The sequence below is a fragment of the Luteimonas suaedae genome (assembly GCF_008312895.1).
Classification (GTDB): domain Bacteria; phylum Pseudomonadota; class Gammaproteobacteria; order Xanthomonadales; family Xanthomonadaceae; genus Luteimonas; species Luteimonas suaedae.
The window spans coordinates 65,955-91,445 of record NZ_VSSP01000006.1; the positions used below are offsets into that span (position 1 = coordinate 65,955).

Below are 25,491 nucleotides of genomic sequence, written 5' to 3' on the forward strand. Positions count from 1 at the left end.
CCGAGCACGGCTCAGGCTGCCTGCACCTGCACCACCCGCAGCGGGTTGTCCCACTCCTTCAGCAATTCGGCCTCGCGCGCCTTGGCCGCGTGCAGGTGCGCTTCCTTGACGTGGCCGTAGCCGCGGATGTGCTCGGGGATGCCGGCGATCTCGGCGGCGAGGGCGGCGTTGCCGCTGTCGAGTTTCTCCAGCAGACCGCCGATGGTGCGTTCGTAGTCGTCGATCAGGCGGCGCTCCAGCCGGCGTTCTTCGGTATAGCCGAAGATGTCCAGCGCTGTGCCGCGCAGGCCGCGCAGTTTCGCCAGCACGCCGAAGGCCCTGAACACCCAGGGGCCGAACTCCTGCTTCTGCAGTTCGCCCTTGTCGTTCTTTTTCGCCAGCAGTGGCGGGGCGAGGTGGAAGCGCACGGTGTAGTCGCCCTCGAACTGCTGTTCGATGCGGCGGCGGAAATCGCCGCTGGTGTACAGGCGCGCGACTTCGTATTCGTCCTTGTAGGCCATCAGCTTGAAGAAGTAGCGGGCGACGGCCTCGGACAGGTCGGTGCTGCCGGGGGCCCGTGCCTGCTCGGCGGCGCGCACCTGCGCGACGAAGTCGGCATAGCGCTTGGCGTACCTCGCGTTCTGGTAGTCGGTGAGGAAGGCTATGCGGCGGGCGATCAGCTCGTCGAGCGAGCGCGACAGGCGCAGGTCGTCGAGTGGGAGGAAGGCGACGCCGCCTTCGGCGGCGGCCCTCATCCGGCCCTGCGGGCCACCTTCTCCCGCGGGCGGGAGAAGGGAGGACTCCCGAGCGCCTTCGGCGGCGGCATCGTGCGCGGGCAGGTGGCGCAGGTCGTCGCCGTTGCGTGACGGTTTCGGTGCGCTGGTGGCGCCCCATTCGGCGCTTTCCCATTCGCCGGGCGGCAGCGCCTGCAGTGCGCCGGGGGTGGACTCGGCGGCGGTGGGCGCATTGCGGACGATGCCGGCGGCCTCCTGCACGGCGCCGAGGTCGAGTGCGGCCAGGCGGCCCCAGGCGAAGGCGGTCTTGTTCATCTCCACCGCGGCGCCGTTGAGTTCCACCGCGCGCATCAGCGACTCGAACGACAGCGGCACCAGGCCACGCTGCCAGGCGTAGCCGAGGATGAAGAGGTTGGCGGCGATGGCGTCGCCCATCAGCGCGGTGGCGAGCTGGGTGGCGTCGACCAGCAGCGGCGCTTCGCCGCCGAGCGCGCCCTGGATGGCGGCGACGATGTCGGTGGCCGGGAACTCCATGTCCGGACGGGTGGTGAAGGTGCCGGGCATCGCCTCCCAGGTGTTGAGCACCACCTGGCTGCGGCCGGCGCGGATCTTCGACAGCGCCCAGTAATCGTTCACCACCACCATGTCGCAGCCGAGTACCAGGTCGGCCTCGCCGGCGGCGATGCGCACGGCATGGATGTCGGCGGGCGTGCGCGCGATGCGGATATGGGTGGTGACCGCGCCGCCCTTCTGCGCCAGGCCGGTCTGGTCGAGCACGGTGGAGCCGCGGCCTTCCAGATGCCCGGCCATCCCCAGCAGGGCGCCGATGGTCACCACGCCGGTGCCGCCGACGCCGGTGATCAGGATGTTCCAGGGCTGCGACAGGTCGGTCTCGAACGCGGGCAGCGGCAGGTTCTCGAGGCGTTCGGCGGCGGAAACCTTGCGGCCCTTGCGCGGCTGGCCGCCGTGCACGGTGACGAAGCTGGGGCAGAAGCCCTCGACGCAGGAATAATCCTTGTTGCAGTTGGACTGGTCGATGGCGCGCTTGCGCCCGAACTCGGTCTCCTGCGGCAGTACCGAGACGCAGAAGCTCTTCTTGCCGCAGTCGCCGCAGCCTTCGCAGACCAGGGTGTTGACGAACACCCGCTTGGCCGGGTCCTCGAGCTTGCCGCGCTTGCGGCGGCGGCGCTTCTCGGTGGCGCAGGTCTGGTCGTAGATCAGGATCGAGACGCCCTTCACCTCGCGCAGGCGCCTTTGCACCGCGTCGAGTTCCTTGCGGTCGAAGAACTCCACGCCCGAGGGGAATAACTCCGGCTTCGACCATTTGCCGATGTCGTCACTGACCACGACGATCGTCGCGATGCCCTCGGCGCGCATCTGCTGGGCGATGTCGGGCACGGTGAGGGTGCCGTCCACCGGCTGCCCGCCGGTCATGGCCACGGCGTCGTTGTAGAGGATCTTGTAGGTGATGTTGACCCCGGCCGCGACCGACTGCCGGATCGCCAGCGAACCGGAATGGAAGTAGGTGCCGTCGCCGAGGTTCTGGAACACGTGCGGGGTGTCGGTGAACGCCGCCTGCCCGGCCCAGGTGACGCCTTCGCCGCCCATATGGGTGAAGGTGTCGGTGTCGCGGTCCATCCACGTCACCATGTAGTGGCAACCGATGCCGGCGAGCGCGCGCGAGCCCTCCGGCACCCGGGTGCTGGTGTTGTGCGGGCAGCCCGAGCAGTAGTGCGGCACGCGCGGGAACTGCGCCCGCGGCAGGGCCAGCTCGCCTTCCTTCTGTTCCATCCACGCCAGCACCTGGCGCATCTGCTCGGAGTCATGGAAACGCTGGATGCGGCGCGCGATCACGCCGGCGATGCGCGCCGGCGTGAGCTCGCCGGTCGAGGGCAGGATCCACTCACCGGCCTCGTCGTACTTGCCGACGATGCTCGGGCGCTGGCCGTCGAAGTTGTAGAACAGTTCCTTCATCTGGCTCTCGATGAAGGCGTGCTTCTCCTCCACCACCAGGATGTCCTGCAGCCCGCGTGCGAACGCATGGATGCCCACCGGCTCCAGCGGCCAGGTCATGCCGACCTTGTACACGCGGATGCCGAGATCGAAGCAGGCACGCGCGTCCAGGCCCAGGTATTCCAGCGCCTGCAGCACGTCGAGGTAGCTCTTGCCGGTGGTGACGATGCCCAGCCGCGCCTGCGGCGAGTCGATCACGGTGCGGTCGATGCGGTTGGCGCGCGCGAACGCCTGCGCCGCCTTCACCGCGTAGCGGTGCAGGCGCATCTCCTGCTCCATCGGCGGGTCGGGCCAGCGGATGTTGAGGCCGCCGGCCGGCATCTCGAAGTCGTCCGGCAGGGCGATCTGCAGCGCGAACGGGTTCACGTCCACCGACACCGACGACTCCACCGTCTCGGCGATGGTCTTGAAGCCCACCCAGCGCCCGGTGTAGCGGCTCATCGCCCAGCCCAGCAGGCCCAGGTCGAGGATGTCCTGCACCCCGGCCGGATTGAGGATCGGCATCATCGCCGCGGTGAACTCGCCCTCCGAGCCGTGCGGCAGGGTCGACGAGCGGCAGGCGTGGTCGTCGGCGGCCAGCGCCAGCACGCCGCCGTGACGCGCGGTGCCGGCGGCGTTGCCGTGCTTGAACACGTCGCCGCAGCGGTCCACGCCGGGGCCCTTGCCGTACCACATCGCGTACACGCCATCGACGTTCGCGCCCGGAAACAGGTTGGTCTGCTGCGTGCCCCAGACCATGGTCGCGCCCAGGTCCTCGTTGAGGCCGGGTTGGAACTTCACCCGCGCCGCGTCCAGGTGCTTGCGCGCGCGCCACAGCTCCAGGTCGAAGCCGCCCAGCGGCGAGCCGCGGTAGCCGGACACGAAGCCGCCAGTGTTCAGGCCCGCGGCCTGATCGCGCAGCCGCTGCATCAGCGGCAGCCGCACCAGCGCCTGCACGCCGGACAGGTAGATCCGGCCCTCGGCGCGGGTGTACCGGTGTTCCAGGGTGTAGTCGGCATCGATCCCGGTGTGGGTCGGGCCGGTGCCTGCGGATGCGGGCGGCGAAAGGTCGGCAATGCGGGTCATGGCGGGGATCTTCGGCTTGCGAACGGGTCGCTGGCGGGCCACGGCGGGATTGCCGGGAGGCGCTGAAACGGCCGGAAATTGTAGCAGCGGGTGCCTCGCCGCCTGGCCGGCGATCGTGCCAGCTGGCGTTGCCCAGGAAAGGAGCGCAGGATGCGGAAGCGAGCCGATGCGTCAGCGCGTCGGCCTTCGGGAGCGAGAGGATGTCCGCGGACCTGCAGGCAACCGATCGATCGGAGCGCGGCGCTTTGGCGCGGCGCCACAACCATGCGCTGGTGGCGCTGGCGCGGCAGGTGTGGCACGACGATTGCAGCCTGGAGTCGGCCTACGCGCAGATCTGCGAGGTCGCCGCCGCCGCCCTCGAGGCCGATCGTGTCGGCATCTGGCACCTGGACCCCACCCATGCCCGGCTCGCCTGCGTGCACCTGTTCCAGCGCAAGGGCGCGCTGCACAATCCGCCCGGCGCGCACGAGGTCCTGCCTCTGGGCGATGAGTACCGCGCGCGCCTGGGGCAAATGCGGGTGATCGACGCCGCCGACGTGACCGGCGATGTCGCATTGACCGCCGCCGATCCCGCGCTGGCCGGCTACCTGGAGCGGCACGACATCGTCTCGATGCTCGATGCGCCGGTGCGCAGCGGCGGCGAGCTGGTCGGCGTGGTCTGCCACGAGCAGGTCGGCACGCCGCGCGTGTGGACGCCGGAAGACCAGGCGTTCGCCGCCAGCATCGGTGACTACGCGGCGATGGCCGCCGAGATCAACCGTCGCCGCGAGGCCGAGAACCGGCTGCGCTATCTGGAGCTGCACGACCCGTTGACCGACCTGCCCAATCGCGATCACCTGCTGGAGGTCGCGCACAGCGCGTTGCGGCCGATGGGTCGCGGAGGCCACGGCCTCGCCGCGATCCATCTGCAGATCGAACCCGGCGGCGTCGGTGGCGACGACGCCCTGGTGCTACCCGGGCTCGCGGCGCAGCTGCGCCGCGAGTTCGGCGACGTGGTCACCCTGGCGCGGGTGCGCGAGCACGCCTTCGCACTGCTGCCGCACGGTGACCTGCCGGAGACTGAGGCGCTCGAGCTCGCCGAGCGCTGCCTGGCGCTGGTGCAGGTGGCGCATCACGCCGCAGCGGTCGGTGTCGCCTTCGCCCGCGACCTGGCGGCACCGTCGGCCCATGCCCTGCTGCGCAATGCCGAGCTGGCCAGCCAGCGCGCGCGTGCGGACGGCCGCAATCGATGCGAAGTGTTCGACGCCGAACATCACCGCGGCCTGCTCAAGCGCCTGGGCATCGAACGGGCGCTGCGCGAGGCGATGACTCAGGAGCGGTTGCAGGTGTGGTTCCAGCCCGAGGTCGACTTGCGCGACGGCCGTTGGCTGGCGGCCGAGGCGCTGCTGCGCTGGCAGGACGCGGACGGCACCCTGCATCCGGCAGAGGAGTTCATCGACGTGGCCGAATCCTCCGGGCTGATCGTGCCGCTCGGGCGCTGGGTGCTGGACAACGCCTGCCGGCTGGCGTGTGGCTGGACCGCGCGCGACGGCACGGCGCCGGTGCTGCGGGTCAACGTGTCGGCACGGCAGTTCGAGCAGCCGAACCTGCTGGCCGACATCGAGCAGGTGCTGCAGCAGACCGGATTGCCGCGGGCGCGGTTGTGCCTGGAACTGACCGAAACCGCGCTGCTGGCCGATGCCGAGGGCGCGGCGCACACGCTGTCGCGGCTGCGCGCTCTCGGCATCGGTGTTGCGCTCGACGATTTCGGCACCGGCTGGGCGTCGCTGGGGTATCTCAAGCGGCTACCGATCGACGCGATCAAGCTCGACCGCAGCTTCATCGGCGGCCTGCCCGAGGACCGCTACGACAGCGCCATCGTCGAGGCGGTGGCCACCATCGCCCGCAAGATCGGGATCGACGTGGTGGCCGAGGGCGTGGAATCGCAGGCCCAGGCCGATGCCTTGCTGGCGCTCGGCATCCTGCGGGCGCAGGGGTTCCTGTTCGCGCCGGCGCTCGACCACGCGGAACTGCTGGCGCGCTACGGCGCCGGGTGAGCGCGGCGCGGGCGCCCGGTCCCGCACGTGGCACAATGCGCGCGGGGATCCGGAACACGTGCCAACGCCATGAAAGCCAGTCTCGTCCGCTGCCTGGGGCTCACGCTCCTGCTGCCGCTCGCCGTCCACGCCCAGACCGTGCCCAAGCCGAAGGAGTTCTACTTCGACGAGGACACCGCGACCACGCGCCCGATCGTCGCCATCGAAGGCAGCGACGAGCCCACGCTCGCGCGCCTGATGCAGTTGATGGAGCGCGACCGGCGCGATGCCGATCGCGCCGCCGCGCAGCTGGCGCATATCGCCATGTCGACCGACCGCGTCGACACCGGCCACGCGTTGTACCGGCGCGCGTTCGATGGCGCCTCACGCGGCATGATGCGCCATGCGCTGCACTGGAACTACGGCTGGGACCTGTCGCGCAGCGGCGATGCCGAGGGTGCGCTGCAGCAGTGGCTGGCGGCCGCATCGGATCGCCTGATCAACCCCGAATGGCTGCCGCCGACGCTGGCATTGGCGCTGTGGCGCCTCGAGCGCCGCGACGAGGCGCTGGCCTGGTATGCCGCGGCCGTGCGGACCTATCCCGGACGTTGGCGCAGTCCCGGCGATTTCAGCGCATTGCTGCCCGATTGGCGCGATGACGAGCGCAAGACCTTGGGCGAGGTGCATGCCGCCTGGCTGGAGAACCCGCCGGCCTGGCCCTGAGCGCGGCCGCAGGCGCGACAGGGTCGCGCAAGTATTGCCGCCGCCCTTCGTAGGGGCGCCCCATGGGCGCGATGCCGCGTGACGTGTGTGGCCCCGGACACGTGCGGCACCCATGGGCAAGTCGGCATCGCGCCCATGGGGCGCTCCTACACGAGCGCAGGCGCGGTGTCTGTGGTGTGTGGGGCTGCTTCGCCCATCGGGCTGATGGCGCGTCCGCTCAGGGCAAGGCGCCGGCCTCGACCGGAACCTCGTGCGCGCGCAGCCAGGCCATCACCGCCTCGCGCTCGGCGCGGGCTTCGGCAGTCAGGCGATCGGTCGGCGTCTTGAAGAAGTAGGCCTGGAACGTGGCGTCCTGGGCGTTCTTCGCGCCGGCGTCGGCGCCGGCTTCGAGCAGCGCTCGCACGTGCGTGCCGGCATTGATCATCGCCGCCTTGTGCAGCGGGGTGTTGCCGGTGCGGTCGGCGAGATCCGGGTCGGCGCCGGCTTCGAGCAGGCGGCGGAACTGGGCGTCGGTGCGCGGGCCGGTGGCGCCGGCCAGCGGCGTGGCGCCGGTCTCGCCGTGGCGGACATCGGGATCGCCGCCGCCGGCGAGGACGATCTCCAGGTATTCCGGATCGTCGGCGATGGCGGCGCCGTGCACTGCGGTGCTGCCGCCCAGGCCTGGACGGTTGGGGTCGGCGCCTGCGGCCAGCAGCGCCTGCAGTCCGTGCTTGCTCTGCGCCAGCATCGCCAGCTGCAGCAGGTTGACGCCCTGCGCGCCCTGCGCGTTCGGATCGGCACCCTGCTGCACCAGGTCGCGGACGCGTGCCGCATCGCCGTCGGCGGCGGCTTCGGCCAGCGCGGCGGCGGTCGGGTCGTCGGGGAAAGCTCGCTTGGCGTCCATGGCGTCTCCGCTGCAGGCGGCGCCGGTCAGCATCAGCAGGATCGTCAGCAGTGCGGCGCGCATGGGGCGATTCTCACACACCCGTCCCGCGCGCGAGGCACGCGCTGCCCCGGCCGGTCAGGACGCCCAGGGACGCTGTTCGCGCAGGGCTTCCAGCACCGCGCCCTGCAAATGCAGCTCGCCGCTGTGCTGGACGATGGCGATCGGGTTGAAGCGGTTCCAGCCGGTCAGCGGGTCGGGATCGTCGAGCACGATCTCGTGTCCGGGCGCATCCGGAATGCCGTTCACCCCCCAGATGTCCTGCTGCGCGGTGGTCAGGGCCTCGCCGTCGACGTTGTAGCGGCGGATCTGCCCGGCCGCGGCATCGGCCTTGGCGGCGTCGGGATCGAGCCCGAGGTCGCGCATGGTGTCGTCGTGCACGCCGGATGCGTTGAAGGTCACGGCGGTATTGCCGGTCGCCAGTGATGCGGTGGCGGCGAGGCCGCCGCCCAGCGAATGCCCGGTGATGGCGAGGCTGTCGCCGAAGGCGGCATCGGCCAGCTGCGCCAGCTGCACGGCCTCGTCGAACTGCTCGGCCTGCCAGCCCAGGCCCTGGCGGATGTTGGCGCCGGTCCAGTCCTGGAACTCGTTGGAGCCGGCGAAGGCCAGCACGTGGTTGCCTTCGCCGTCGGTGTAGATGCCGGCGCGGAAGCCGGTTTCCGGGTTCTCGAGCGACGCCGGGTCGATGCCGGCCGCGAGCAGCTGCGCGTCGTCCAGCCGGGTCCAGTCGCCGACCGACCGCACCGACGGGTCGTAGGCCGCCGCGGAGAGTTCCATCATCTGCAGGTCGATCGCCTTGGCGTCCTGGCCGCGGACCTGGGCGTCGAACGATGCAGCGTTGGCCGCGTTCTGCCCGGACAGCAGTCCGGCCAGCTGCGGGTGATAGCTCGGCTCGAGCCGGTAGCTGCCGGTCGGCGCCTGCGGCACCGTCGTCGCCTGGGGCGTCCGTTCGCTGGACGCCGGGTTGTGCAGCGCCTGCTGCGCGGCGGTCGACGATTCGATGTTCAGGCCCATTCCAGACCCCTCCGCTGGGATGCTACGACCCTAGCCCCGCATTCGCGTCCAGACCAGCTAGGGCCGACCCGAGGCGGTCAGGCGTCGCTGCCGGCCTCCAGCGGCACGTCGTGGCGGCGCAGCCAGGTCCGCACCGCCTCGCGCTCGGCACGGGCGCGGTCGCTGAGGACAGGGGCGGGCACGCCGAAGTAGTACGGCTGGAAGGTCGCATCCTGGGCATTCTTCGCCTGCGGATCGGCCCCGGCCTCGAGCAGCTGCAGCACGTGGGCGCCGGCGTTGATCATGGCCGCGCGGTGCAAGGGGGTGTTGCCGGTGCGGTCGGCCGCATTCGGATCGGCGCCGGCGGCCAGCAGGCGCCGGAAGGTGGCGGCGGTGCGCGGACCCACCGCCTGGGCGAGCGGAGTCTCGCCGCTTTCGGCGTGGCGCGCGTCGGCGTTGCCGCCGTGGGCCAGCAACAGCTCGAGATAGGCCGGGTCGTCGACCAGGGCGGCGGTATGCATCGCCGTGCTGCCGCCGTAGCCGGGCAGGTTCGGGTCGGCGCCGGCGGCCAGCAGCGCCTCCAGGCCATCCCGGCTCTGCTTGAAGATGGCGTGCTGCAGCAGGTTGAGCCCGCCCTCGCCACGGGCGTCGGGATCGCCGTTCTCGTCGAGCAGGGTGCGGATGACGTAGGTATCGCCCTGTTCCACCGCGTCGGCGAGGCGGGCGACGGCGGGGTCGGTGAAGGGGCCGGTCTGCATGGCGCTCCCGTGGCAGGACGTGGTGGCCAGTACCGCGGCCAGCAGCGCCGGGATGGATGGGAACTTGCTCACCTGCCGATTCTGCCATGCGCGGACATCGCTGCCGGTGTGCGCGGCGGATCGCCCCTCCCTGTCACGGCCGTTGCGTGCGCGGGCGCGTCGCGCCTCAGCGGCGGAAGAAATCGACGACGCCTTGGCCGATGTCGCCGGCCAGATCGGCCATGTTCTCCACGCCTTGGCCGATGCCGTCGGTCACGAACTCGACTCCGTCGCCGACGCGATCGACACCGGTCGACAGCAGGTCGCCGCCGCCTTCCACCGCGCCGGCCAGGATGTCGCCGGCGCGGCCCCAGCCGAGGTCGCGTACGGCGTCGGCGGCATCGCTGCTGCCGCGGTCGACGGCGCCGGCGGCGGTGTCGGCCAGGCCGTCGACGGTGTCGCCTGCGGAGTTGAAGAAGCCCTCGCCGAAGTCGCCGAGCAGATGCGCGACGCCGTCGACATGGTCGCCGCGGGCGAACTGGTCGCCGGTCACGTCGCGCAGGTCGTTGGCGAAGTCGCCGACGTTGCGGGCGTAGTCGTCCTGGATGATGTCGGGGATCGCGTCGATCAGTACGCGGCTGATGGAGGTGGGATTCTCGTAGCCGGGCTGCCACGGCTGCTGCTGCAGCATGGTGTCGATCATCAGCTGCTGCTCGTGGCTGATGGCGGCGCGCAGCAGGTCGCGGACGACGGGGATGCGGTCGACCACGGCCGGATCGACCCAGTCGGGGGCGCCGGCGTATTCGAGCGCGCGTTCGACCAGGCCGCGGTCGAGCTCGCCCTCGGGCCGGACCACGATCGGCGCGCCGAGCGCGTCGGGCGTCGCCGGCGCCAGCGGCGAATTCTCCTGCAGCTGGGTCAGCAGGTCCTCGAACATGGAGTAGCGGCGGATCTGGCCGTCGCCGGCGACCTCGCGCGCGGCGGCGATGTCGATGCCCAGCCGCTCGAGGGTGTCGGGATGCACGCCGGAGGCATCGAAGGTGACGGCCGGGATGCCGGTGATGATCGAGCCGACCGAGGCCAGGCCGCCGCCCTGGGAATGGCCGGTGATGGCGAGGTTGGTGGTCGCGCCGTCGGCGCCGGACTCGCCCAGGGTGCGCTTGAACTCCTGCGCCACCTGCGGCGCCAGGCGATCAAACTCGTCGGTTTCCAGCCCGCTGCCCTGGGCGTAGTTGGTCTGCCAGTCCGGATCGGTCAGCATCGATCCCTCGCCCTGGGTGCCGCGGTAGGCCAGGACGTAGTTGCCCTCGCCGTCGGTGAACACCTCGGCGCGGAACTGGCTGCCGGGGACGTCGAGCCGGACGTCGGCATCCCAGCCCATCGCCTCGAGTTCGGCCTGACCCACCTCGGTCCAGCCGCAGACCGTTTGCGGGCCATCGTCATAGGTGGCGTAGGCCATGCGCATGAAGTCGACGTCCAGCGCGCGCGCCTGGGTGCCCTGCACGTAGGACGAGAACTCGCCCGGCCCATAGGGGGCGGAGGACGGACCGCATTGCGGCGCGCCCGTGGCACCCGGCGGCGCTACCTGCGGGTGATAGGACGGTTCCGGCCGGTACGGCGCGCCGGCGGCGATCGGCGGCGGCGGCGTCGTGTTCGGGTTGCCGGCGTGCTCCGGCGGCCGCCAGCCGTGGGCGGCGCCGGAATCCATGGCAGGAGAGATCGCACCCATGGTCCGCTCCATACGCGTTTCCATGGACAACGTACCCCGCTGCGCGCGGCGCGACAGCTAGGGCGTGCCCCAGTCGTCGGCCCCCGGGCGGATGCGTGCGGCCGGCGCCCGTCCGATCGGCGTGCCGCGAGGCCGCGGGCATCGTCACCGGACGCCTTGCTGCACGGCGCGAGCGGCGTCCGGCGGTCGCTGGCACCGACCGGTGTGACCCCGCCCGGCGGGAGCCGCTATCGTAGGCGCCTTGCCGTCCGGGAGAACGTCCATGTCGCCATCGATGAGAGCCCTGTTTTGCATGGGGGCCCTGGCCGCGGCCCTGGCCGCCGATGCCGCCGACCGCATTACCGGGCAGCCTTTCGCCACCCGCAGCGAGGTCTACGCACCGCATGCGATGGCCGCCACCTCGCACCCGCTGGCCACGCAGGTCGCGCTCGACGTAATGCAGGCCGGAGGCAGCGCGGTCGACGCCGCGATCGCCGCCAACGCCGCGCTCGGGCTGATGGAGCCGACCGGCAACGGCATCGGCGGCGACCTGTTCGCGATCGTCTGGGATCCGGCGACGCGGAAGCTGCACGGCTACAACGGCTCCGGGCGTTCGCCGCGCGCGCTCAGCCTGGCCGAGTTCGAGCGCCGCGGCCTGACCGACGTGCCCCCGCACGGCCCGCTGCCGGTGACGGTGCCGGGCACGGTGGACGCCTGGTTCGCGCTGCACGAGCGTTTCGGCAAGCGGCCGATGGCCGACAACCTGGCGCCGGCGATCCGCTACGCGCGCCAGGGCCATCCGGTGCACGAGACCATCGCCTACTACTGGAACCGCAGCGTGCCGCTGTTATCGAAGTGGCCCGGTTTCGCCGAGCAGTTCACCGTCGACGGCAAGCGTGCGCCGCGCACCGGCGAGACCTGGAAGAACCCCAACCTCGCCAACACCCTGCAGGCCCTCGCGGACGGCGGCCGCGATGCGTTCTACAAGGGCGACATCGCCCGCACCATCGCTGCCTACTTCAAGGCCAACGACGGCTTCCTGTCCTATGAGGACCTGGCCGCGCACGCAGGCGAGTGGGTGGAGCCGGTCTCGACCAACTACCGCGGCTATGACGTCTGGGAGCTGCCGCCGAACGGGCAGGGCATCGCCGCGCTGCAGATCCTCAACCTGCTCGAGCCCTACGACCTGAAGTCGTACGGTTTCGGCAGCCCCGAGCACGTGCACCTGTTCGTCGAGGCGAAGAAGCTCGCCTTCGCCGACCGCGCGCGCTGGTATGCCGATCCGGCCTTCCATCCGGCGCCGGTGGCCAGGCTGATCTCGAAGGAATACGCCGCCGAGCGCGGCAAGCTGATCTCGATGGACCGCGTGCTGCGCGAGGCGCAGCCGGACACGCCGCAGCAGCTCGACGAGGGCGACACCATCTATCTCACCGTTGCCGACGGCGACGGCATGATGGTGTCGCTGATCCAGTCCAATTACCGCGGCATGGGCAGCGGCATGGCGCCGCCGGGGCTGGGCTTCATCTTCCAGGATCGCGGCGAGCAGTTCGTGCTCAAGCCCGGCCATCCGAACAGTTTCGAGCCCGGCAAGCGCCCGTTCCACACCATCATTCCCGCCTTCGTCACCAAGGACGGCAAGCCGTGGCTGTCGTACGGGGTGATGGGCGGCGCGATGCAGCCGCAGGGCCACGCGCAGATCATCCTCAACCTGATCGACTTCGGCATGAACCTGCAGGAGGCCGGCGATGCGCCGCGGATCCAGCACGATGGCTCCACCGATCCCGCCGGCCAGGCGACGGTGATGAGCGACGGCGGCGAGGTCGACCTGGAAACCGGCTTTCCCTACGCGACCGTGCGCGAATTGATGCGCAAGGGGCATTCGGTGCGCTTCGCCCACGGCCCCTACGGCGGCTACCAGGCGATCATGGTCAATCCGCAGGGCGGCTGGATCGGCGCCAGCGAATCGCGCAAGGACGGGCATGCAGCGGGGTATTGAGGCGGCACGCACATTCGAATCACGGGGGAGGGCGAGGATGCGCAACGGCTGGATCGCGGGCTTGTTGCTGGGGGTTTCACCGCTGCTGGGCGCCCAGGTGCCCGAAGACGCCGCGCCGGAACAGCGGGCGGCCGCTGCCGCCCATCACGCCTACTCCGAACGGATTGCGCCGCGGCTGGCCGAATCCGGCCAGCCGCGCGCGCTGGCCTTCGCCGCGCTGCTGCGCGAAACCGGGCTGCGCCACGGATCGGACGCCGCCGCCCCGCCGGCGGATGCGCGTGCGCGGGAATGGCGTGAAATGGCCTTCGCCCGCGCCGGTTCCGACCTGGCGGCGCTGACCCTGTTGCTGGCAGGCACGGACGATGAGGACCCCATCCGTGCCAAGGCCCTGGCGCGTTGGCGTCAGCTGGAGCCGGCGAACCTGGCGCCATTGCTGCGCGATGCCGAGGCATCGCCGCGGCAGGTGCTGGAGGCGGCGCGCACCGCGACGCGGATGGACACGCATGCCTATGCCCAGTTGCGGGCGATGCTCGACGGCTACCGCAGCCACCCGCCCACGGCCGAGGAAGCCGACCGGCTGCTTGGCGATGCGGACGGTCGCTCCGGGACGCTGGACGCGTACGCCGCGATCCACGGCATGGGCCTGCTCGCGGCAGCGATGCCGAACCTGCAGCCGTTGCTCGAATTCTGCCGCGACACGGCCACGGCGGCACCGACGTCGATCCAGGCCGACGACTGCCGCAACGCGGGCGCGCTGCTGATGGCCGGCGATACCCACCTGGTGCGGATGCTCGGTTTCGCCCTGGCCGAGGAGATGGTTCGCGACGACGATACGTATCACGTGCTGAACGCGGCGCGGCGCCGGTTCGACTGGCAGATGCTGCAATGGGGCCGCCTGAGCGCATCCGCGCCCGGCGGCGGGATCGACGATTTCGTGCGCCTGCTGCGCGACCCGGCGATCGGCGATGAGCCCGGCCTGGTCGAACGCCTGTTGCGCGAAGCCGGCATTCCGCTCGACCCGCCCGCGGGTTGGCAGCCGCCACGTCGCGACTGAGTTTTCGCCGTAGGAGCGCGCCATGCGCGCGATGCCGCGGATGCCGGCAGGATCCGGTGGATGCCGCGCTTCCGGACCGGCAGGCGCGCCGGTCACCGGAATTCGCGGGCGGCGCCATGCCCGCGGCATCGCGCGCATGGCGCGCTCCTACGGGAGTCGGTCGCGGAGCCCGGCGGGCTACTCGTGGCGAAGGCGGCGATCAGGTAGGCGGCCAGCACCGCGCCCTCGTCGTCGAAGCAGGCGGCATCGCGACCCGCGATGAGGTGGTGGCCTTCCGCTTGTCATTCCCCGCAGGCGGGAATCCAGGGGACGTCGAGCCATGGACATCAACGTCCTTGGATTCCCGCCTGCGCGGGAATGACGATACGTAGGTCAGCGCCATTCGTGCCCAGACATGTGGCGTTGCCTACACGTCTGGGTCTCGGGCGGCGGGAACGAACCGGGGTGGTTCAGTCCGCCGGGACCGTGCGCTCGGCAGCCCAGGCGCGCAGCGCGGCGACCTGTTCGCGCATGACCACCGACAGCGGGCGGGTCTGTTTCAGCTCGGCGCGGAGCAGGAAGTCGTTGAGCGGCGTGCCGGCGGCATGCGCGGCGTACAGCGCCGAGACGATCGCCTGCTCGATCTCGGCGCCGGAAAAGCCCTCCGCCGCCTGTGCCAGCGCGTCTAGGTCGAACGCAGCCGGGTCGAGTTCGCGGCTGGCCAGGTGCAGCGTGAACACCTCGCGGCGAATGTCGGCATCGGGCAGGTCGACGAAGAAGATCTCGTCGAAGCGGCCTTTGCGCAGCAGCTCGGCCGGCAGCTCCTGCACCTGGTTGGCGGTGGCGACCAGGAAGACGTTCGATTTGCGTTCGGCCATCCAGGTCAGCAGATAGCCGAGCACGCGCCGCGAGACGCCGCCGTCGCCGTCGGGCCCGCCCGCGGCCAGGCCCTTCTCGATCTCGTCGATCCACAGCACGCACGGCGCCAGCTGTTCGGTGGAGGCCAGGGCTGAGCGCAGGTTGGACTCGGTCTCGCCGTGGTACTTGGCGTACAGCGTGCCGAAGTCCAGCCGCACCAGCGGCACGCCGAAGCCGCCGGCCACCGCCTTGGCCAGCAGCGACTTGCCGCAGCCCTGCACGCCCAGCAGCAGCACGCCTTTGGGCGGGTCGAGGCCGGGCGGGGCATCGCCCTCGACGAACACCCGGCGGCGCTGCTCGATCCAGCGTTTCAGCCGCCGCGCGCCGGCGACGTCGGCGAAGCGCGCGGTGTCGTACTCGTAGTGCAGGTGGCCGCTGCGGTTGAGCAGCTCGAACTTGAGCTTGGTCAGTTCCGGCAGGTCGCCGGGGCCGAGCACCCCGTCGCTGAAGATCAGCTGGCGGGCGATGCGGCGTGCATCGGTCAGGCTCAGGCCCTGCAGGTTGCGCACGATCTGCCGCACCGCGTCGGCGTCGGACTCGACCCGCTTGCCGCCGTGTTCGGCGGCGTAGGCGTCGGCCTGTTCGCGCACCAGCTTCTGCAGCGCTGCCGCGTCGGGCAGGCGCGGGGTGTAGCGCACCGCCAGTGCGTCGAGTTCGGCCGGCAGCTCGACCTTGTGCCCGACCAGTACGATCACGTGCGGCAGGCAGTCGCGGCGCTGCAGCAGGTCGCGCAGCTGGCGCTGGCTGCCGGCGTATTCGAGGTAGGGGTGGAAATCGAGCAGCAGGTAGACGCCGCGCTGGTCGGCGCCGCGGATCGCGCGCAGGGTGGTGCCGATGTCGGCCGCGTCTTCGGCCGGATCCTCGCGGTCGAGGTCGATCCGCCGCAGGCCTTCGGTGATCGTCCAGCGGTACATGGCCCGCCAGACGTGGGTCAGGGTCTGCCGGAACAGTTCCACCGCCCGCGGTTCGTCCGGGGTCTCGACCACGATCAGCGGCGTGTCGGCGCGGATCAGCGCGGCCAGGTCCTGCAGTTCGCTCATGTGGCGCGGCGGTCGGGGATGGCGCGTGAAGATAGCAGAGGCCGGCTCGCGACGCGGCGCGAGCCGGTGTACTCTCGCGGGAACCTGACTGACCGGAGGGTGTGGATGAAGACTGTGCTGGTGGCCAGTTCCAAGGGCGGCGTGGGCAAGACCACGATCGCCACCCATCTCGCCGCGCAGTCGGCGTTGTCCGGCCACAGCACAGTGCTCATCGACGCCGATCCGCAGCACTCGTCGACCCGCTGGGCCGAGCGTCGCGCCGGACTCGAAAGCGCGGTGCTGCCGATCGAGGGCACCCGCCGACACAAGACGGCGTGGAGTTCGATCCCCGAAGGCACCGACCGGGTGATCGTCGATGCCCCCGCCGGCGCCATGCGCGAGGACCTCGATGCCTGGCTCGAGCACGCCGACGCGGTGGTGGTGCCGGTGCTGCCGTCCTCGCTGGACATCGACGCCACCGTCCCGTTCCTCAACACCCTGGTCAAGCATCCCCGGGTGCGTCGCGGCGAACTCAAGGTCGGGCTGGTCGGCAACCGCCTGCGGCCCTGGACCAACGCCTCGCGGCAGGCGATGGAGCTGCTGCAGCAGTGGCCGTACCCGGTGGTCGCGCAACTGCGCGACAGCCAGGCCTACGTGATGCTGACCGGGCTGGGCCGGAGCCTGTTCGACTACCAGTCGCTGCACGTTCGCGAGCACCAGGCCGACTGGCAGCCGCTGCTGCGCTGGTTGCGCAGGTAGCCGGGAAGCGGGAATCGGGAATGGAGAATGGTTGACAGCGCAAGCCCGTCGCCGGTTCCGGCTCGGCTGGCGGCAGTACCAGGATTGCCCCCGATTCCCTATTCTCAATTCCCCATTCCCGGCTTCTCCGACCCATGCGCGAACTGATCCTGCTGCGTCACGCCCACGCCGAGCCCGCGGCGCCCGACCAGTCCGACCTCGACCGGCCGCTGTCCGCCGACGGCCATGCCGAGGCCGAGGCGGCCGCGCGCTGGCTGCAGCAGCGCAAGCTGGTGCCGGACTGCGTGCTGTGCTCGCCGGCGCGGCGTACGCGCGAGACGCTGGAGACCGTGCTGGCGACATTGGGCTATGTCGACCAGCGCCTGGAACTGGCGATCTATGACGCCACGCCCGGCACCCTGGCGGCGCTGGTGGACACCCACCGCGATGTCGACCGGCTGCTGCTGGTCGGCCACAACCCGGGACTGGAGCGGCTGGCGGCGCTGCTGCACAGCGGCCAGTCGGGCGACTATCGCGGCATCCCGCCGGGCGGGATCGCGGTGCTGGAGTTCGCGACCGAGACGGCGATCGAGCCGGGCGCCGCCACCCTCTCCGCATTCTGGTGGCCGTGAAGCGCCATGCGGCGCTGCTGATCGCTCTCCTGCTCCTGCCCGCGGCGCCGTCGGCGGGCAATGGCGACGACATCGTCATCGACGCCGCCGCCTCCCAGGTCGGTTTCACCCTGCGCACCCGTTGGGGCCAGTCGCTGGAGGGGCGCTTTCTGGCGTTCGACGGCGAGGTCCGGCTGCTCGCCGACGGTCGCAAGCAGGTGCACCTGCGGCTGTCGGCGCGTGATATCGAAATCGTCGGCCATCCGCGCTACAGCCGGCTGACGCGCGGCGAGGGCTTCTTCGACGCGGAACGGCATCCGCAGGTGACGTTCGTCTCCGAGGCGTTCGCGCCGGCGCTGGTGCGCGCGGGCGGCGAACTCGCCGGAGTGCTCGACATCCGTGGCGTGCAGCGGCGCGAGCTGTTCGAGATCGCGCCCGCGGCCTGCGAGCGGCCGCTGGTCGATTGCCCGGTGGAGGTCACCGGCAGCGTGCGCCGCGCCGACTACGCGATGGACCGCTGGGCCTTCGCGCTGGCCGAGCGGGTCCAGTTCGACCTCGTGCTGCGCGCGGCGCCGCCCCGGTGAGACCGGTGCTGCGGACATGCGTGGTGCTGCTGCTGGCGGCGGCCGGCAGCGGTTGCACGAGCCTGTCGCCGCTGCAGCGCGACCAGGCGATGCATGTCGCGGCGCAGGCGCGCTCGACCGCGATCGATTGCGACGATCCGCTGACCGCTTGCGCACGGCCCTCGCCGCTGCGCGCGCTGGGCGCGCGCGCCTTCGCGCAGAGCGCCCCGGGCGCGCCGCGGCACTACGCGCTGCTGCTCGACTACGGCCAGGATGCGCTGCTGTCGCGGCTCGACCTGATCCGCAGCGCCCAGCGCAGCATCGACCTGCAGACCTACATCTACGACGAGGACGACGCCGGCCGCCTGGTCCTGGACGAGCTGCTGGCCGCCGCGCGGCGCGGGGTGCGGGTGCGGATGCTGGTCGACCAGCTGTCCGCGCTCAAGCACGTCGACACCCTGGCGGCGCTGGCATCGGTGCACGCGAACTTCGAGATGCGGGTCTACAACCCGCTGCTGGGGCGGGCGCGGACCAGCTATCCGCAGTACCTGCTCGCGGCCGCCTGCTGCTGGCGCCAGCTCAACCGGCGCATGCACAACAAGATCCTGCTGATCGACGACATGGTCGGCATCACCGGCGGGCGCAACTACCAGGACAGGTACTACGACTGGGACGGCGCCTACAACTTCCGCGACCGCGACGTGCTGGTCGCCGGCCCGGTGGCGGGCGAGATGAAGGCGAACTTCGAGGCGTTCTGGCACGCACGCCGCAGCGTGCCGGTGGCGCAACTGACGGATGTCGCCGGGCGACTGCTGCGCGACGGCGCGCCGCCGATGCCGCACGCGCCGTTCACCGCGCCGGAGCGGGTGGCGGCGATCTCGCGCGATGCCGACGATCCGCTGCTGGTCAACGAGCGGTTGGCGGCGGCGGCGATCCCGGTGGGCGAGGTCGCGTTCATCGCCGATCCCCCGGACAAGCACCGCCGCAGCTACGAAGACGTCGCGCCGTCGACCGTGGAGTTGCGCGCGTTGATCGAATCGGCCGAGCGCGAGGTGCTGCTGCAGACGCCGTACCTGGTGCTGTCGCGCCCGGCGCAGGCGTTGTTCGAATCGCTGCACGAGCGCCCCGGCGGACCGCGCGTGGTGGTGTCGACGAATAGTCTTGCGGCGACCGATTCCTTCATCACTTATGCGCTGTCGTACAAGTACAAGCGCCGCTACCTGCGCGACTTCGGCTTCAACATCTACGAGTACAAGCCGTTCCCGGAGGACGCGCCGATCGATCTTGACGCCACCGGCGCGGTCGGCATCCGCTGGAATGCGGACGGCAGCGTCGACATCGAGGCTCGCGACGATGGTCCTGTGTCGACACCGGACGACGTGCAGTTGCAGCCGAGCGGATCGGGACCGCGCCCGGAATCGCGGTCACGGGAACGGTTGCCGCTGAACCGCGAATACTCGGCGTTGCGTTACGCCGGTGTCGGCGTCAACCGTCCGGTGCCGCTGCAGCGGGCCGGCGTGCGCATCGGCCTGCATTCGAAATCGCTGGTGATCGACGAGCGCGTCGGCGTGGTCGGCACCCACAACTTCGATCCGCGCGGCGACAACCTCAACACCGAGAGCGCCCTGGTGATCGAGGATCCTGCGTTCGCGCGCGCGCTGGCCGCCAGCATCCGCCGTGACATCGCGCCGGCCAACTCGTGGGCGATCGCGCGCCGCGACAAGCCACCGGTGTTCTCGGGACTGGACTACTCACTGGCCAAGATCTCCGAGCACCTGCCGCTGTTCGACCTGTGGCCGACCCGTTACGCCACCAGCTACGAGTTCGTCCCCGGACCGGACTGCCCGCGGGCGCCGCCGCCGGACGATCCCGGTTTCCGCGCCTGCCACGAGCCGGTGGGAGATTTCCCCGAGGTCAATCTCGGCTTCAAGAGCGTGCTGACGCGGATCTTCACCGCGTTCGGGGCCGGCCTGGCGCCGATCCTGTAGGGCCGGAAATCGGGAATCGGAAGAGCCTGCTTTTGCCCGTCATCCCAGCGCAAGCTGGGATCCATCTTCCGGTCCGAGCGAAACTGCAACATCAAGCTGGATCCCAGCTTGGGCTGGGACGACGGCAGGCTGCCTTACGCGCCTCCTTTCCGCCCTCAGGTCCACCGTCCGACGCCGATCCTGTAGACCGTTCGTCGGCCCGGGCGTCGGCGGCTCTCTTATAAATCAACCACTTATTGAGATTCCGGGGCTGGGGTGACTTCCGGCACATGTCGTGTTGTCCAGGTGTTGTAGTCTACCAGCACACCGCAGCACTATTACCCCAAAGGAGCTCGCCATGCACGTCCAGTCTCTCATCGCCGACCGCCGCGACCACGTCCGTCCTTCCACTCCCGCCAAGGCTCCGCCCGCCCGCCGCGAAAACCGCGTCCGCGACTTCGGCGTCGGCTACGGCAACAGCAGCGGCTACGTCAGCAACCGCCGCTACGCCAGCGCCTCGATCGCTCCGCGCTTCCGCTTCGCCTGATCCGCCACGTCCGCTATCCACAGAGGAACCGCCATGAACGTCTTCGCCCTCTCGCTCCCCTCCGGCCCGCGCCCGCTGCCCGCCGTCGTGATCGCCTCGGCCCGGGTGGCGGTTGCCCGCGAACCGCGCAGCCGCGATTTCGGTGTCGGCTACGGCCACAGCAGCGGCTACGCCCACGCTCGTCGCTACGCCGGTACTGCATTCGTCCCGCGCTTCCGGATCGCCTGAGCCACCGCACGCCTCTCCCCGAGACACCGTCATGAACACGCTCCCCGTCCGCAACGCTGCTCCGCAAGTCGCCCGGGCCGCCACGCCCAAGTCGACCGCCGTCACCACCGCCCGCCGCGAACATCGCGCGCGCGATTTCGGCGTCGGCTATGGCAGCAGCAGCGGTTACGCGGCCGATCGCCACTACGTCGGCAACCACCTCGCGCCGCGCTTCCGCTGCGCCTGAGCCGCGGTTCCCCGCGGTCGCGCCAGCGGCCGGACCTGTCAGCCGCGATTGCCGTGGCGCTGGCGATGCGAAGCGACGCTCGGCTATCGTGCGGGCATGAACGACACCGACCGCGCCGCCGCGGGATCCGCCCAACCCCACTCGCCGTTCCGGCGTACCGAGACGCTGGAAGCGCTGAACGCGATGTCGCGCAACACCGCGATGGAGCCGCTGGGCATCGTCTTCACCGAACTCGGCCCCGACTACCTACGCGCGACCATGCCGGTCGACGTCCGCACCCACCAGCCCTACGGCCTGCTGCACGGCGGCGCCTCGGTGCTGCTGGCAGAGACTCTCGGCAGCACCGCCGGCATGCTCTCGGTCGGCGAGGACGAAGGCTGCGTCGGCATCGAGATCAACGCCAATCACCTGCGCGGCGTGCGCAGCGGCCGCGTCACCGGCACGGCACGCGCGCTGCATGTCGGCCGCAGCACCCAAGTCTGGGAGATCCGCATCGAGGACGACGCCGGGCGCCTGGTCTGCATTTCGCGCCTGACCCTAGCGGTGGTGGCGCGGCCGCGGCGCTGACCCCCCGCATCGCCGTCGGCGACGGCGGCATCCGCGGAGGGATCGCTGCGTCCGCGCCCGTCACCTGCATCTGCCCCATAATCACGGGTCTGTTCGCGGCAAACGGTCGCGACCGGCACGGGTCTTCCTCGCAACGCATGAACCAGCCGCCATTCCTCTCGAGCACGAGCGCGTCCGTCGCGGACAGCAACGCCCTGCGCATGCTGCGCTACGGCTATCGCGTGCCAATGCTGCTCTGGCACCTGTTCGTCGATCTGCCGCTGGTACTGCTGGCGATGACGCCGCTGACCGCCTCCGTTCGCCTGCGCGGCGGCGAGCCCCTCGACCACCGCCTGATCCGCGCCTGGTCGGCGGGGCTGATGCGCGTGTTCGGGTTCCGCCTGCGCCGCAGCGGCGTTCCGATGCACGGCGCGACCATGTTCGTCGCCAATCATGTCAGCTGGATCGACATCATCGCCCTGCACAGCCAGCGCATGATGGGCTTCGTCGCCAAGAAGGAGATCAGCCGCTGGCCGCTGGTCGGCTGGCTGGCCAGCCGCGGCGAGACCATCTATCACCAGCGCGGCAGCCAGGAATCGCTGGGTGGCGTGCTGCACGAGATGCTGGCGCGGCTGCGCGGCGGGCGCTCGGTGGGGGTGTTTCCCGAGGGCCGTACCCGCAATGGCCGCGAGGTCGGGCCGTTCCATGCCCGCATCTTCCTGGCCGCGGTCGAGGCCGGAGTGCCGGTGCAGCCGGTGGCGCTGCGCTACGGCGACCACGCCGCTGCGCAGACCATGGTGGCGTTCCGCGAGCGCGAAAGCTTCGTCGGCAACTTTTTACGTCTGCTTGGCGAGCCGGCCCGGAGCGCCGAGGTGGCGTTCCTGGAGCCGATCGCACCGGGCGATGCCATCGGCCGCCGGCGCATCGCCGAGGTCGCGCGCGAGCGGATCGTCGCCGCGATGCACGCCGGTCGCGCCGGCGACGACGCGGCGTGAGCCGCGAGGACCTGCACCGCGCCCACCGCCTTCCCGACAGCGAGCGCATGTCTGATCGCAGCTCCTACCTTCCACCGCGCTGTTTGCGCAATGCGCACATGCAGTCGGCACTCGGTTCGAGCCCGTGGCGGCGGCGACGCGGTGCCGAGGCGCTGGCGGCGACCGGGGCGCAGACCTTCGAACACCTGCTCGACGCCGGTGACGGCGTGCGCCTGTTCGGCATGCACAGCGCCGTGCCCGACACCGCGCCGCGCGGGCTGGCGCTGCTGCTGCACGGCTGGGAAGGCAGCAGCGAATCGAGCTACATGCGCTTGACGGCGGCGCAGCTGTTGCGCCGCGGGTTCGAGGTGTTCCGGCTGAATTTCCGCGACCACGGCGAGACCCACCACCTCAATCCCGACCTGTTCCATTCCAACCGCATCGACGAGGTGGTGCAGGCAGCGCTCGAGATCGCGCGGCGCTTCCCGGCGCGTCCGCTGGTCGCCGCCGGCTACTCGCTCGGCGGCAACTTCGCCCTGCGGCTGGCGCTGCGCGCGCCCGCCGCCGGCCTGCCGTTGGCGCACGTGGCCGCGGTCTGCCCGGTGCTCGATCCGGCGCTGACCCTGGTGCAGATGGAGCGCGGAATGCCGCTATACCTGCGCTATTTCGAGCGCAAGTGGCGCGGCTCGCTGCTGCGCAAGCGCGCGCTGTTCCCGCAGCTGCACGATTTCGACGATGCCACGCTTAAGCTCGGCATGCGCGCGCTGACCGAATGGTTGGTGCTGCGGCATACCGACTTCGGCTCGCTCGACAACTATTTCGACGGCTACTCGATCGCCGGCCAGCGCCTGGCATCGCTGCAGGTGCCGGTCGACATCCTCACCAGCGCCGACGATCCGGTGATTCCGGTCGACGGCTTCCGCGCGCTGCAGTTGCCGGAGACCGCGACGGTGGAGATCGCCCCCTGGGGCGGCCACTGCGGTTTTCTCGAGAACGCGCGCCTGGACGGCTACGCCGAGCGCTGGGTGGCCGAACGGCTCGCCGCCACGGCGTAGGCGCGGCGGGTCGGGCAGGGGCCAGCCGCTACAATGGCCGGCCGCCGACGGATAGCCGTAACGATGCACGAACAGATTCTCGACGCCCTGCGCCGCGGCGCCCATGACGAGGCGCTTGCCGCCGCCACTACTGCGGTCGAGGCCGACGGCAACGACCCCCGCGCCCATCACCTGCTGGCGCTGGCGCACCGCGCGGCCGGCGACGATGCCGCGGCGATGGCCGCCATCGATCACGCGATCGCGCTGGCGCCGGACGATGCCGCGCTGTATTTGCAGCGCGCCGGTTTCCTGATCGGCGCGCGCCAGATCGGCAGCGCGCAGCAGGAGCTCGCACGCGCCATCGAACTCGACCCCAACCAGTTCGGCGCCTACGTGGTGCAGGCGGAGCTGGCAGTCGGGCTGGGCGATGTCGACGAGGCCGAGCGGCTGGTGCGGATCGCCGAGCGGATCGCGCCCGAACATCCGGCGCTGGCGTCGGTGACCGGCATGGTTGCGCTGCGCCGCGGCGACGCCGATCGCGCGCTGTCGGTGCTGTCGTCGGCGCAGGCGCGGGCGCCGGACGATCCGCAACTGCTCAACGCGCTCGGCTTCGCCTACCTAGCGAAGGGGCACCTGGCGTTCGCCGAGCAGATTTTCCGGCGGATGCGCGAGCAACAGGTCGGTGGCCCGGCGCAACAGCGCCTGATCGCGGAAGTCGTGCACCGTCAGGGGCGGCACGAGGAGGCGCTGGCGGAACTGCAGCCGCTGCTGGAGTCGCAGGCCACGCCCGCCAATCTCGCTTTCGCCGGGCAACTCGAACTGGCGCTGCGGCGGCCGCAGCAAGCCCTGCCGTGGTTGCGGCGGGCGCTGGCGGCGAACCCGGCGGACGGCCGCGCCCTGAACCTGATCATGGCTGCGTGGCAGCAGTTGGACGACGTCGACGACGCCCGCAACACGCTCGACGCCGCACTGGCGACCTCGCCGCACGTGGCCGGCCTGTGGCAGGCACGCCTCGCGCTCGAACGCGGATCGCCCGAACACGGGCGCGAGGTGGTCGCGCGCTGGCTGGCGGCGACACCCGAGGCGGTGCCGGCGCTGGAAGCGAAGCTGGCGCTGCTGGACGAGGACGCGCAGGCCGCGGAAGAGACTGCGCGGCGGATCGTCGCCCTGCAGCCGGGGCATGTGCTGGCCGAGGCGAAGCTGCTGGACCTGCTGGCGCGCCGCGATCCGCAGGCCGCGGTCCACCGTGCCGAGGAGCTGCAGCAGTTGACGACCGACACGCGCATGCAGCGGATGGTCCGCGGCTGGCTGGCGATCGCCAACGACGGTGCCGAACATCACGGCGAGGCGGTCCGCATCTGGACGGACCTGCACGCCGAAGCGAGCGAGCGCATGATTCCGCTGCCCGAATGGAGCGATCCGCAGGCGCCGCGCCAGGCGTCCGCACCGGTACCGGACGCCGCGCCGCCGGTGGTGTTCCTGGCCGGGCTGCCGGGCTCCGGTATCGAACGCACCGCGCAGTTGCTCGGCGGCATCGTGCCGGCGTTCCGCGGTGATCGTTTCGGCCCGCAACCGCCGCAGGATCCGCTGCAGAACGTCCACACGATCCCCGCGCTGGCCCGTGGCGAAGCCGATCCGGCCGCGCTCGCCCAGGCCTGGCGCGCGCAGCTGCCGGCGCGCCAGATCGCCGACGGCGCGGTGGTCGACTGGTTGCTGTGGTGGGACAACGCGCTGCTCGAGATGATCGGCGCGCACGTGCCGCAGGCGCGCGTGCTGGTCGCATTGCGCGATCCGCGCGACATGCTAATCAACTGGCTCGCGTTCGGCGCACCGGTGCCGCTGCGGATGGGTTCGCTGCCGGAGGCGGCCGCTTGGCTCGCGCGGGGGCTGGAACAGGTCGCGGCGCTGCACGAGCGCGACCTGCATCCGCACCGGCTGCTGCGGCTCGACGAGAGCGTCAACGATCCGCCAGCCGCGGCCAGTGCGCTCGGCGAGGCACTGGCGCTGGCCCTGCCGGTGCCGCCGGCCGGGCTGTTCAACGGCCGGCGCTTTGCCGCCGGCCACTGGCGCGCCTACGGCGACGTGCTCGCGGCGGCTTTCGCGGTGCTCACGCCGGTGGCGGTACGGTTGGGTTACCCGGAGACCTGAGGACGCGCGCTATTCTCCGCGCGTCACCTCCGGACTCGTCCGGAGGTTTCCCGA

General features: G+C 71.1%; 21 protein-coding genes. 15 read left to right on the top strand and 6 right to left on the bottom strand.

Translation table 11 applies throughout. The features are described 5' to 3' along the window. Positions 1–11 precede the first annotated feature (11 nt). Positions 12–3,791, bottom strand: a complete 3,780-nt coding sequence (locus tag FXO19_RS10815; RefSeq protein ID WP_149195108.1) for an indolepyruvate ferredoxin oxidoreductase family protein — start codon at positions 3,789–3,791, stop codon at positions 12–14. 200 nt (positions 3,792–3,991) lie between these two features. Between FXO19_RS10815 and FXO19_RS10820 the strand changes: the two genes are divergently transcribed. Together FXO19_RS10820 and FXO19_RS10825 are read left to right on the top strand one after the other, a co-directional pair. Continuing rightward, on the top strand, positions 3,992–5,827 hold the full coding sequence (locus FXO19_RS10820; protein WP_187775737.1) for a putative bifunctional diguanylate cyclase/phosphodiesterase: 1,836 nt from the start codon (positions 3,992–3,994) through the stop codon (positions 5,825–5,827). 69 nt (positions 5,828–5,896) lie between these two features. Further along, positions 5,897–6,529, top strand: a complete 633-nt coding sequence (locus tag FXO19_RS10825; RefSeq protein WP_149195110.1) for a tetratricopeptide repeat protein — start codon at positions 5,897–5,899, stop codon at positions 6,527–6,529. 217 nt (positions 6,530–6,746) lie between these two features. Here FXO19_RS10825 and FXO19_RS10830 read toward each other — a convergent pair whose 3' ends face one another. The 4 genes from FXO19_RS10830 to FXO19_RS19260 form a co-directional block, all read right to left on the bottom strand. Beyond that, positions 6,747–7,475, bottom strand: a complete 729-nt coding sequence (locus tag FXO19_RS10830) for an ankyrin repeat domain-containing protein (RefSeq protein ID WP_149195111.1) — start codon at positions 7,473–7,475, stop codon at positions 6,747–6,749. 54 nt (positions 7,476–7,529) lie between these two features. Further along, a complete protein-coding gene (locus FXO19_RS10835) occupies positions 7,530–8,465 on the bottom strand; it encodes a Tle-like phospholipase domain-containing protein (protein ID WP_149195112.1) in 936 nt (311 codons plus the stop codon). Positions 8,466–8,542: 77 nt separating this feature from the next. After that, positions 8,543–9,274: an ankyrin repeat domain-containing protein gene (locus FXO19_RS10840; protein ID WP_149195113.1), complete on the bottom strand. Its 732-nt coding sequence runs from the start codon at positions 9,272–9,274 to the stop codon at positions 8,543–8,545. 94 nt (positions 9,275–9,368) lie between these two features. After that, the gene (locus tag FXO19_RS19260; protein WP_187775738.1) at positions 9,369–10,910 is read right to left on the bottom strand and encodes a Tle-like phospholipase domain-containing protein; all 1,542 of its coding nucleotides are present in this window, start codon (positions 10,908–10,910) and stop codon (positions 9,369–9,371) included. A gap of 274 nt (positions 10,911–11,184) precedes the next feature. Here FXO19_RS19260 and ggt point away from each other — a divergent pair, with 274 nt between their 5' ends. Next, entirely contained in the window at positions 11,185–12,885 is a 1,701-nt protein-coding gene (gene ggt, locus FXO19_RS10850) for a gamma-glutamyltransferase (RefSeq protein ID WP_149195114.1), read from the top strand. A gap of 37 nt (positions 12,886–12,922) precedes the next feature. After that, complete coding sequence (locus FXO19_RS10855; RefSeq protein WP_149195115.1) at positions 12,923–13,939, top strand: hypothetical protein; 1,017 nt, start codon at positions 12,923–12,925, stop codon at positions 13,937–13,939. A gap of 449 nt (positions 13,940–14,388) precedes the next feature. Here FXO19_RS10855 and FXO19_RS10860 read toward each other — a convergent pair whose 3' ends face one another. Further along, positions 14,389–15,876 (bottom strand): AAA family ATPase, encoded by a 1,488-nt coding sequence (locus tag FXO19_RS10860; RefSeq protein WP_149195116.1) that lies wholly within the window; start codon positions 15,874–15,876, stop codon positions 14,389–14,391. Between the two features lie 105 nt (positions 15,877–15,981). On the opposite strand from FXO19_RS10860, the gene FXO19_RS10865 reads away from it, so the two are divergent. From FXO19_RS10865 to FXO19_RS10915, 11 genes are all read left to right on the top strand, one after another. Next, positions 15,982–16,614 (top strand): ParA family protein, encoded by a 633-nt coding sequence (locus FXO19_RS10865; protein ID WP_149195117.1) that lies wholly within the window; start codon positions 15,982–15,984, stop codon positions 16,612–16,614. 134 nt (positions 16,615–16,748) lie between these two features. Further along, a complete protein-coding gene (locus tag FXO19_RS10870; RefSeq protein WP_149195118.1) occupies positions 16,749–17,225 on the top strand; it encodes a SixA phosphatase family protein in 477 nt (158 codons plus the stop codon). Then, on the top strand, positions 17,222–17,788 hold the full coding sequence (locus FXO19_RS10875; protein ID WP_187775740.1) for a YceI family protein: 567 nt from the start codon (positions 17,222–17,224) through the stop codon (positions 17,786–17,788). The genes FXO19_RS10870 and FXO19_RS10875 overlap by 4 nt, the downstream gene beginning before the upstream one ends. Beyond that, a complete protein-coding gene (locus tag FXO19_RS10880; protein ID WP_149195120.1) occupies positions 17,785–19,755 on the top strand; it encodes a phospholipase D family protein in 1,971 nt (656 codons plus the stop codon). The genes FXO19_RS10875 and FXO19_RS10880 overlap by 4 nt, the downstream gene beginning before the upstream one ends. A 337-nt stretch (positions 19,756–20,092) precedes the next feature. After that, entirely contained in the window at positions 20,093–20,281 is a 189-nt protein-coding gene (locus FXO19_RS10885; RefSeq protein ID WP_149195121.1) for a hypothetical protein, read from the top strand. A 33-nt stretch (positions 20,282–20,314) separates the two neighbouring features. Then, entirely contained in the window at positions 20,315–20,509 is a 195-nt protein-coding gene (locus tag FXO19_RS10890) for a hypothetical protein (protein WP_149195122.1), read from the top strand. A gap of 31 nt (positions 20,510–20,540) precedes the next feature. Beyond that, a complete protein-coding gene (locus FXO19_RS10895; protein WP_149195123.1) occupies positions 20,541–20,735 on the top strand; it encodes a hypothetical protein in 195 nt (64 codons plus the stop codon). 183 nt (positions 20,736–20,918) lie between these two features. Continuing rightward, on the top strand, positions 20,919–21,302 hold the full coding sequence (locus FXO19_RS10900; protein WP_255516387.1) for a hotdog fold thioesterase: 384 nt from the start codon (positions 20,919–20,921) through the stop codon (positions 21,300–21,302). Positions 21,303–21,439: 137 nt separating this feature from the next. Then, positions 21,440–22,276 carry a lysophospholipid acyltransferase family protein gene (locus FXO19_RS10905; RefSeq protein WP_149195125.1) on the top strand — a complete coding sequence of 279 codons (837 nt, stop codon included), beginning with the start codon at positions 21,440–21,442 and terminating at the stop codon, positions 22,274–22,276. Positions 22,277–22,323: 47 nt separating this feature from the next. After that, positions 22,324–23,310, top strand: a complete 987-nt coding sequence (locus FXO19_RS10910; RefSeq protein WP_149195126.1) for a YheT family hydrolase — start codon at positions 22,324–22,326, stop codon at positions 23,308–23,310. A 63-nt stretch (positions 23,311–23,373) separates the two neighbouring features. Next, a complete protein-coding gene (locus FXO19_RS10915) occupies positions 23,374–25,437 on the top strand; it encodes a tetratricopeptide repeat protein (protein ID WP_149195127.1) in 2,064 nt (687 codons plus the stop codon). The last annotated feature ends 54 nt before the right edge of the window (positions 25,438–25,491 follow it).

Excerpts from the sequence above, each read along its gene's own strand:
- FXO19_RS10870 (WP_149195118.1), top strand. The coding sequence starts at position 16,749 with ATGCGCGAACTGATCCTGCTGCGTCACGCCCACGCCGAGCCCGCGGCG.
- ggt (WP_149195114.1), top strand. The coding sequence starts at position 11,185 with ATGAGAGCCCTGTTTTGCATGGGGGCCCTGGCCGCGGCCCTGGCCGCC.
- FXO19_RS10820 (WP_187775737.1), top strand. The coding sequence starts at position 3,992 with ATGTCCGCGGACCTGCAGGCAACCGATCGATCGGAGCGCGGCGCTTTG.
- FXO19_RS19260 (WP_187775738.1), bottom strand. The coding sequence starts at position 10,910 with ATGGGTGCGATCTCTCCTGCCATGGATTCCGGCGCCGCCCACGGCTGG.
- FXO19_RS10855 (WP_149195115.1), top strand. The coding sequence starts at position 12,923 with ATGCGCAACGGCTGGATCGCGGGCTTGTTGCTGGGGGTTTCACCGCTG.
- FXO19_RS10835 (WP_149195112.1), bottom strand. The coding sequence starts at position 8,465 with ATGGGCCTGAACATCGAATCGTCGACCGCCGCGCAGCAGGCGCTGCAC.
- FXO19_RS10910 (WP_149195126.1), top strand. The coding sequence starts at position 22,324 with ATGTCTGATCGCAGCTCCTACCTTCCACCGCGCTGTTTGCGCAATGCG.
- FXO19_RS10905 (WP_149195125.1), top strand. The coding sequence starts at position 21,440 with ATGAACCAGCCGCCATTCCTCTCGAGCACGAGCGCGTCCGTCGCGGAC.
- FXO19_RS10900 (WP_255516387.1), top strand. The coding sequence starts at position 20,919 with ATGTCGCGCAACACCGCGATGGAGCCGCTGGGCATCGTCTTCACCGAA.
- FXO19_RS10885 (WP_149195121.1), top strand. The coding sequence starts at position 20,093 with ATGCACGTCCAGTCTCTCATCGCCGACCGCCGCGACCACGTCCGTCCT.
- FXO19_RS10825 (WP_149195110.1), top strand. The coding sequence starts at position 5,897 with ATGAAAGCCAGTCTCGTCCGCTGCCTGGGGCTCACGCTCCTGCTGCCG.
- FXO19_RS10830 (WP_149195111.1), bottom strand. The coding sequence starts at position 7,475 with ATGCGCGCCGCACTGCTGACGATCCTGCTGATGCTGACCGGCGCCGCC.
- FXO19_RS10865 (WP_149195117.1), top strand. The coding sequence starts at position 15,982 with ATGAAGACTGTGCTGGTGGCCAGTTCCAAGGGCGGCGTGGGCAAGACC.
- FXO19_RS10890 (WP_149195122.1), top strand. The coding sequence starts at position 20,315 with ATGAACGTCTTCGCCCTCTCGCTCCCCTCCGGCCCGCGCCCGCTGCCC.
- FXO19_RS10860 (WP_149195116.1), bottom strand. The coding sequence starts at position 15,876 with ATGAGCGAACTGCAGGACCTGGCCGCGCTGATCCGCGCCGACACGCCG.
- FXO19_RS10815 (WP_149195108.1), bottom strand. The coding sequence starts at position 3,791 with ATGACCCGCATTGCCGACCTTTCGCCGCCCGCATCCGCAGGCACCGGC.
- FXO19_RS10895 (WP_149195123.1), top strand. The coding sequence starts at position 20,541 with ATGAACACGCTCCCCGTCCGCAACGCTGCTCCGCAAGTCGCCCGGGCC.
- FXO19_RS10915 (WP_149195127.1), top strand. The coding sequence starts at position 23,374 with ATGCACGAACAGATTCTCGACGCCCTGCGCCGCGGCGCCCATGACGAG.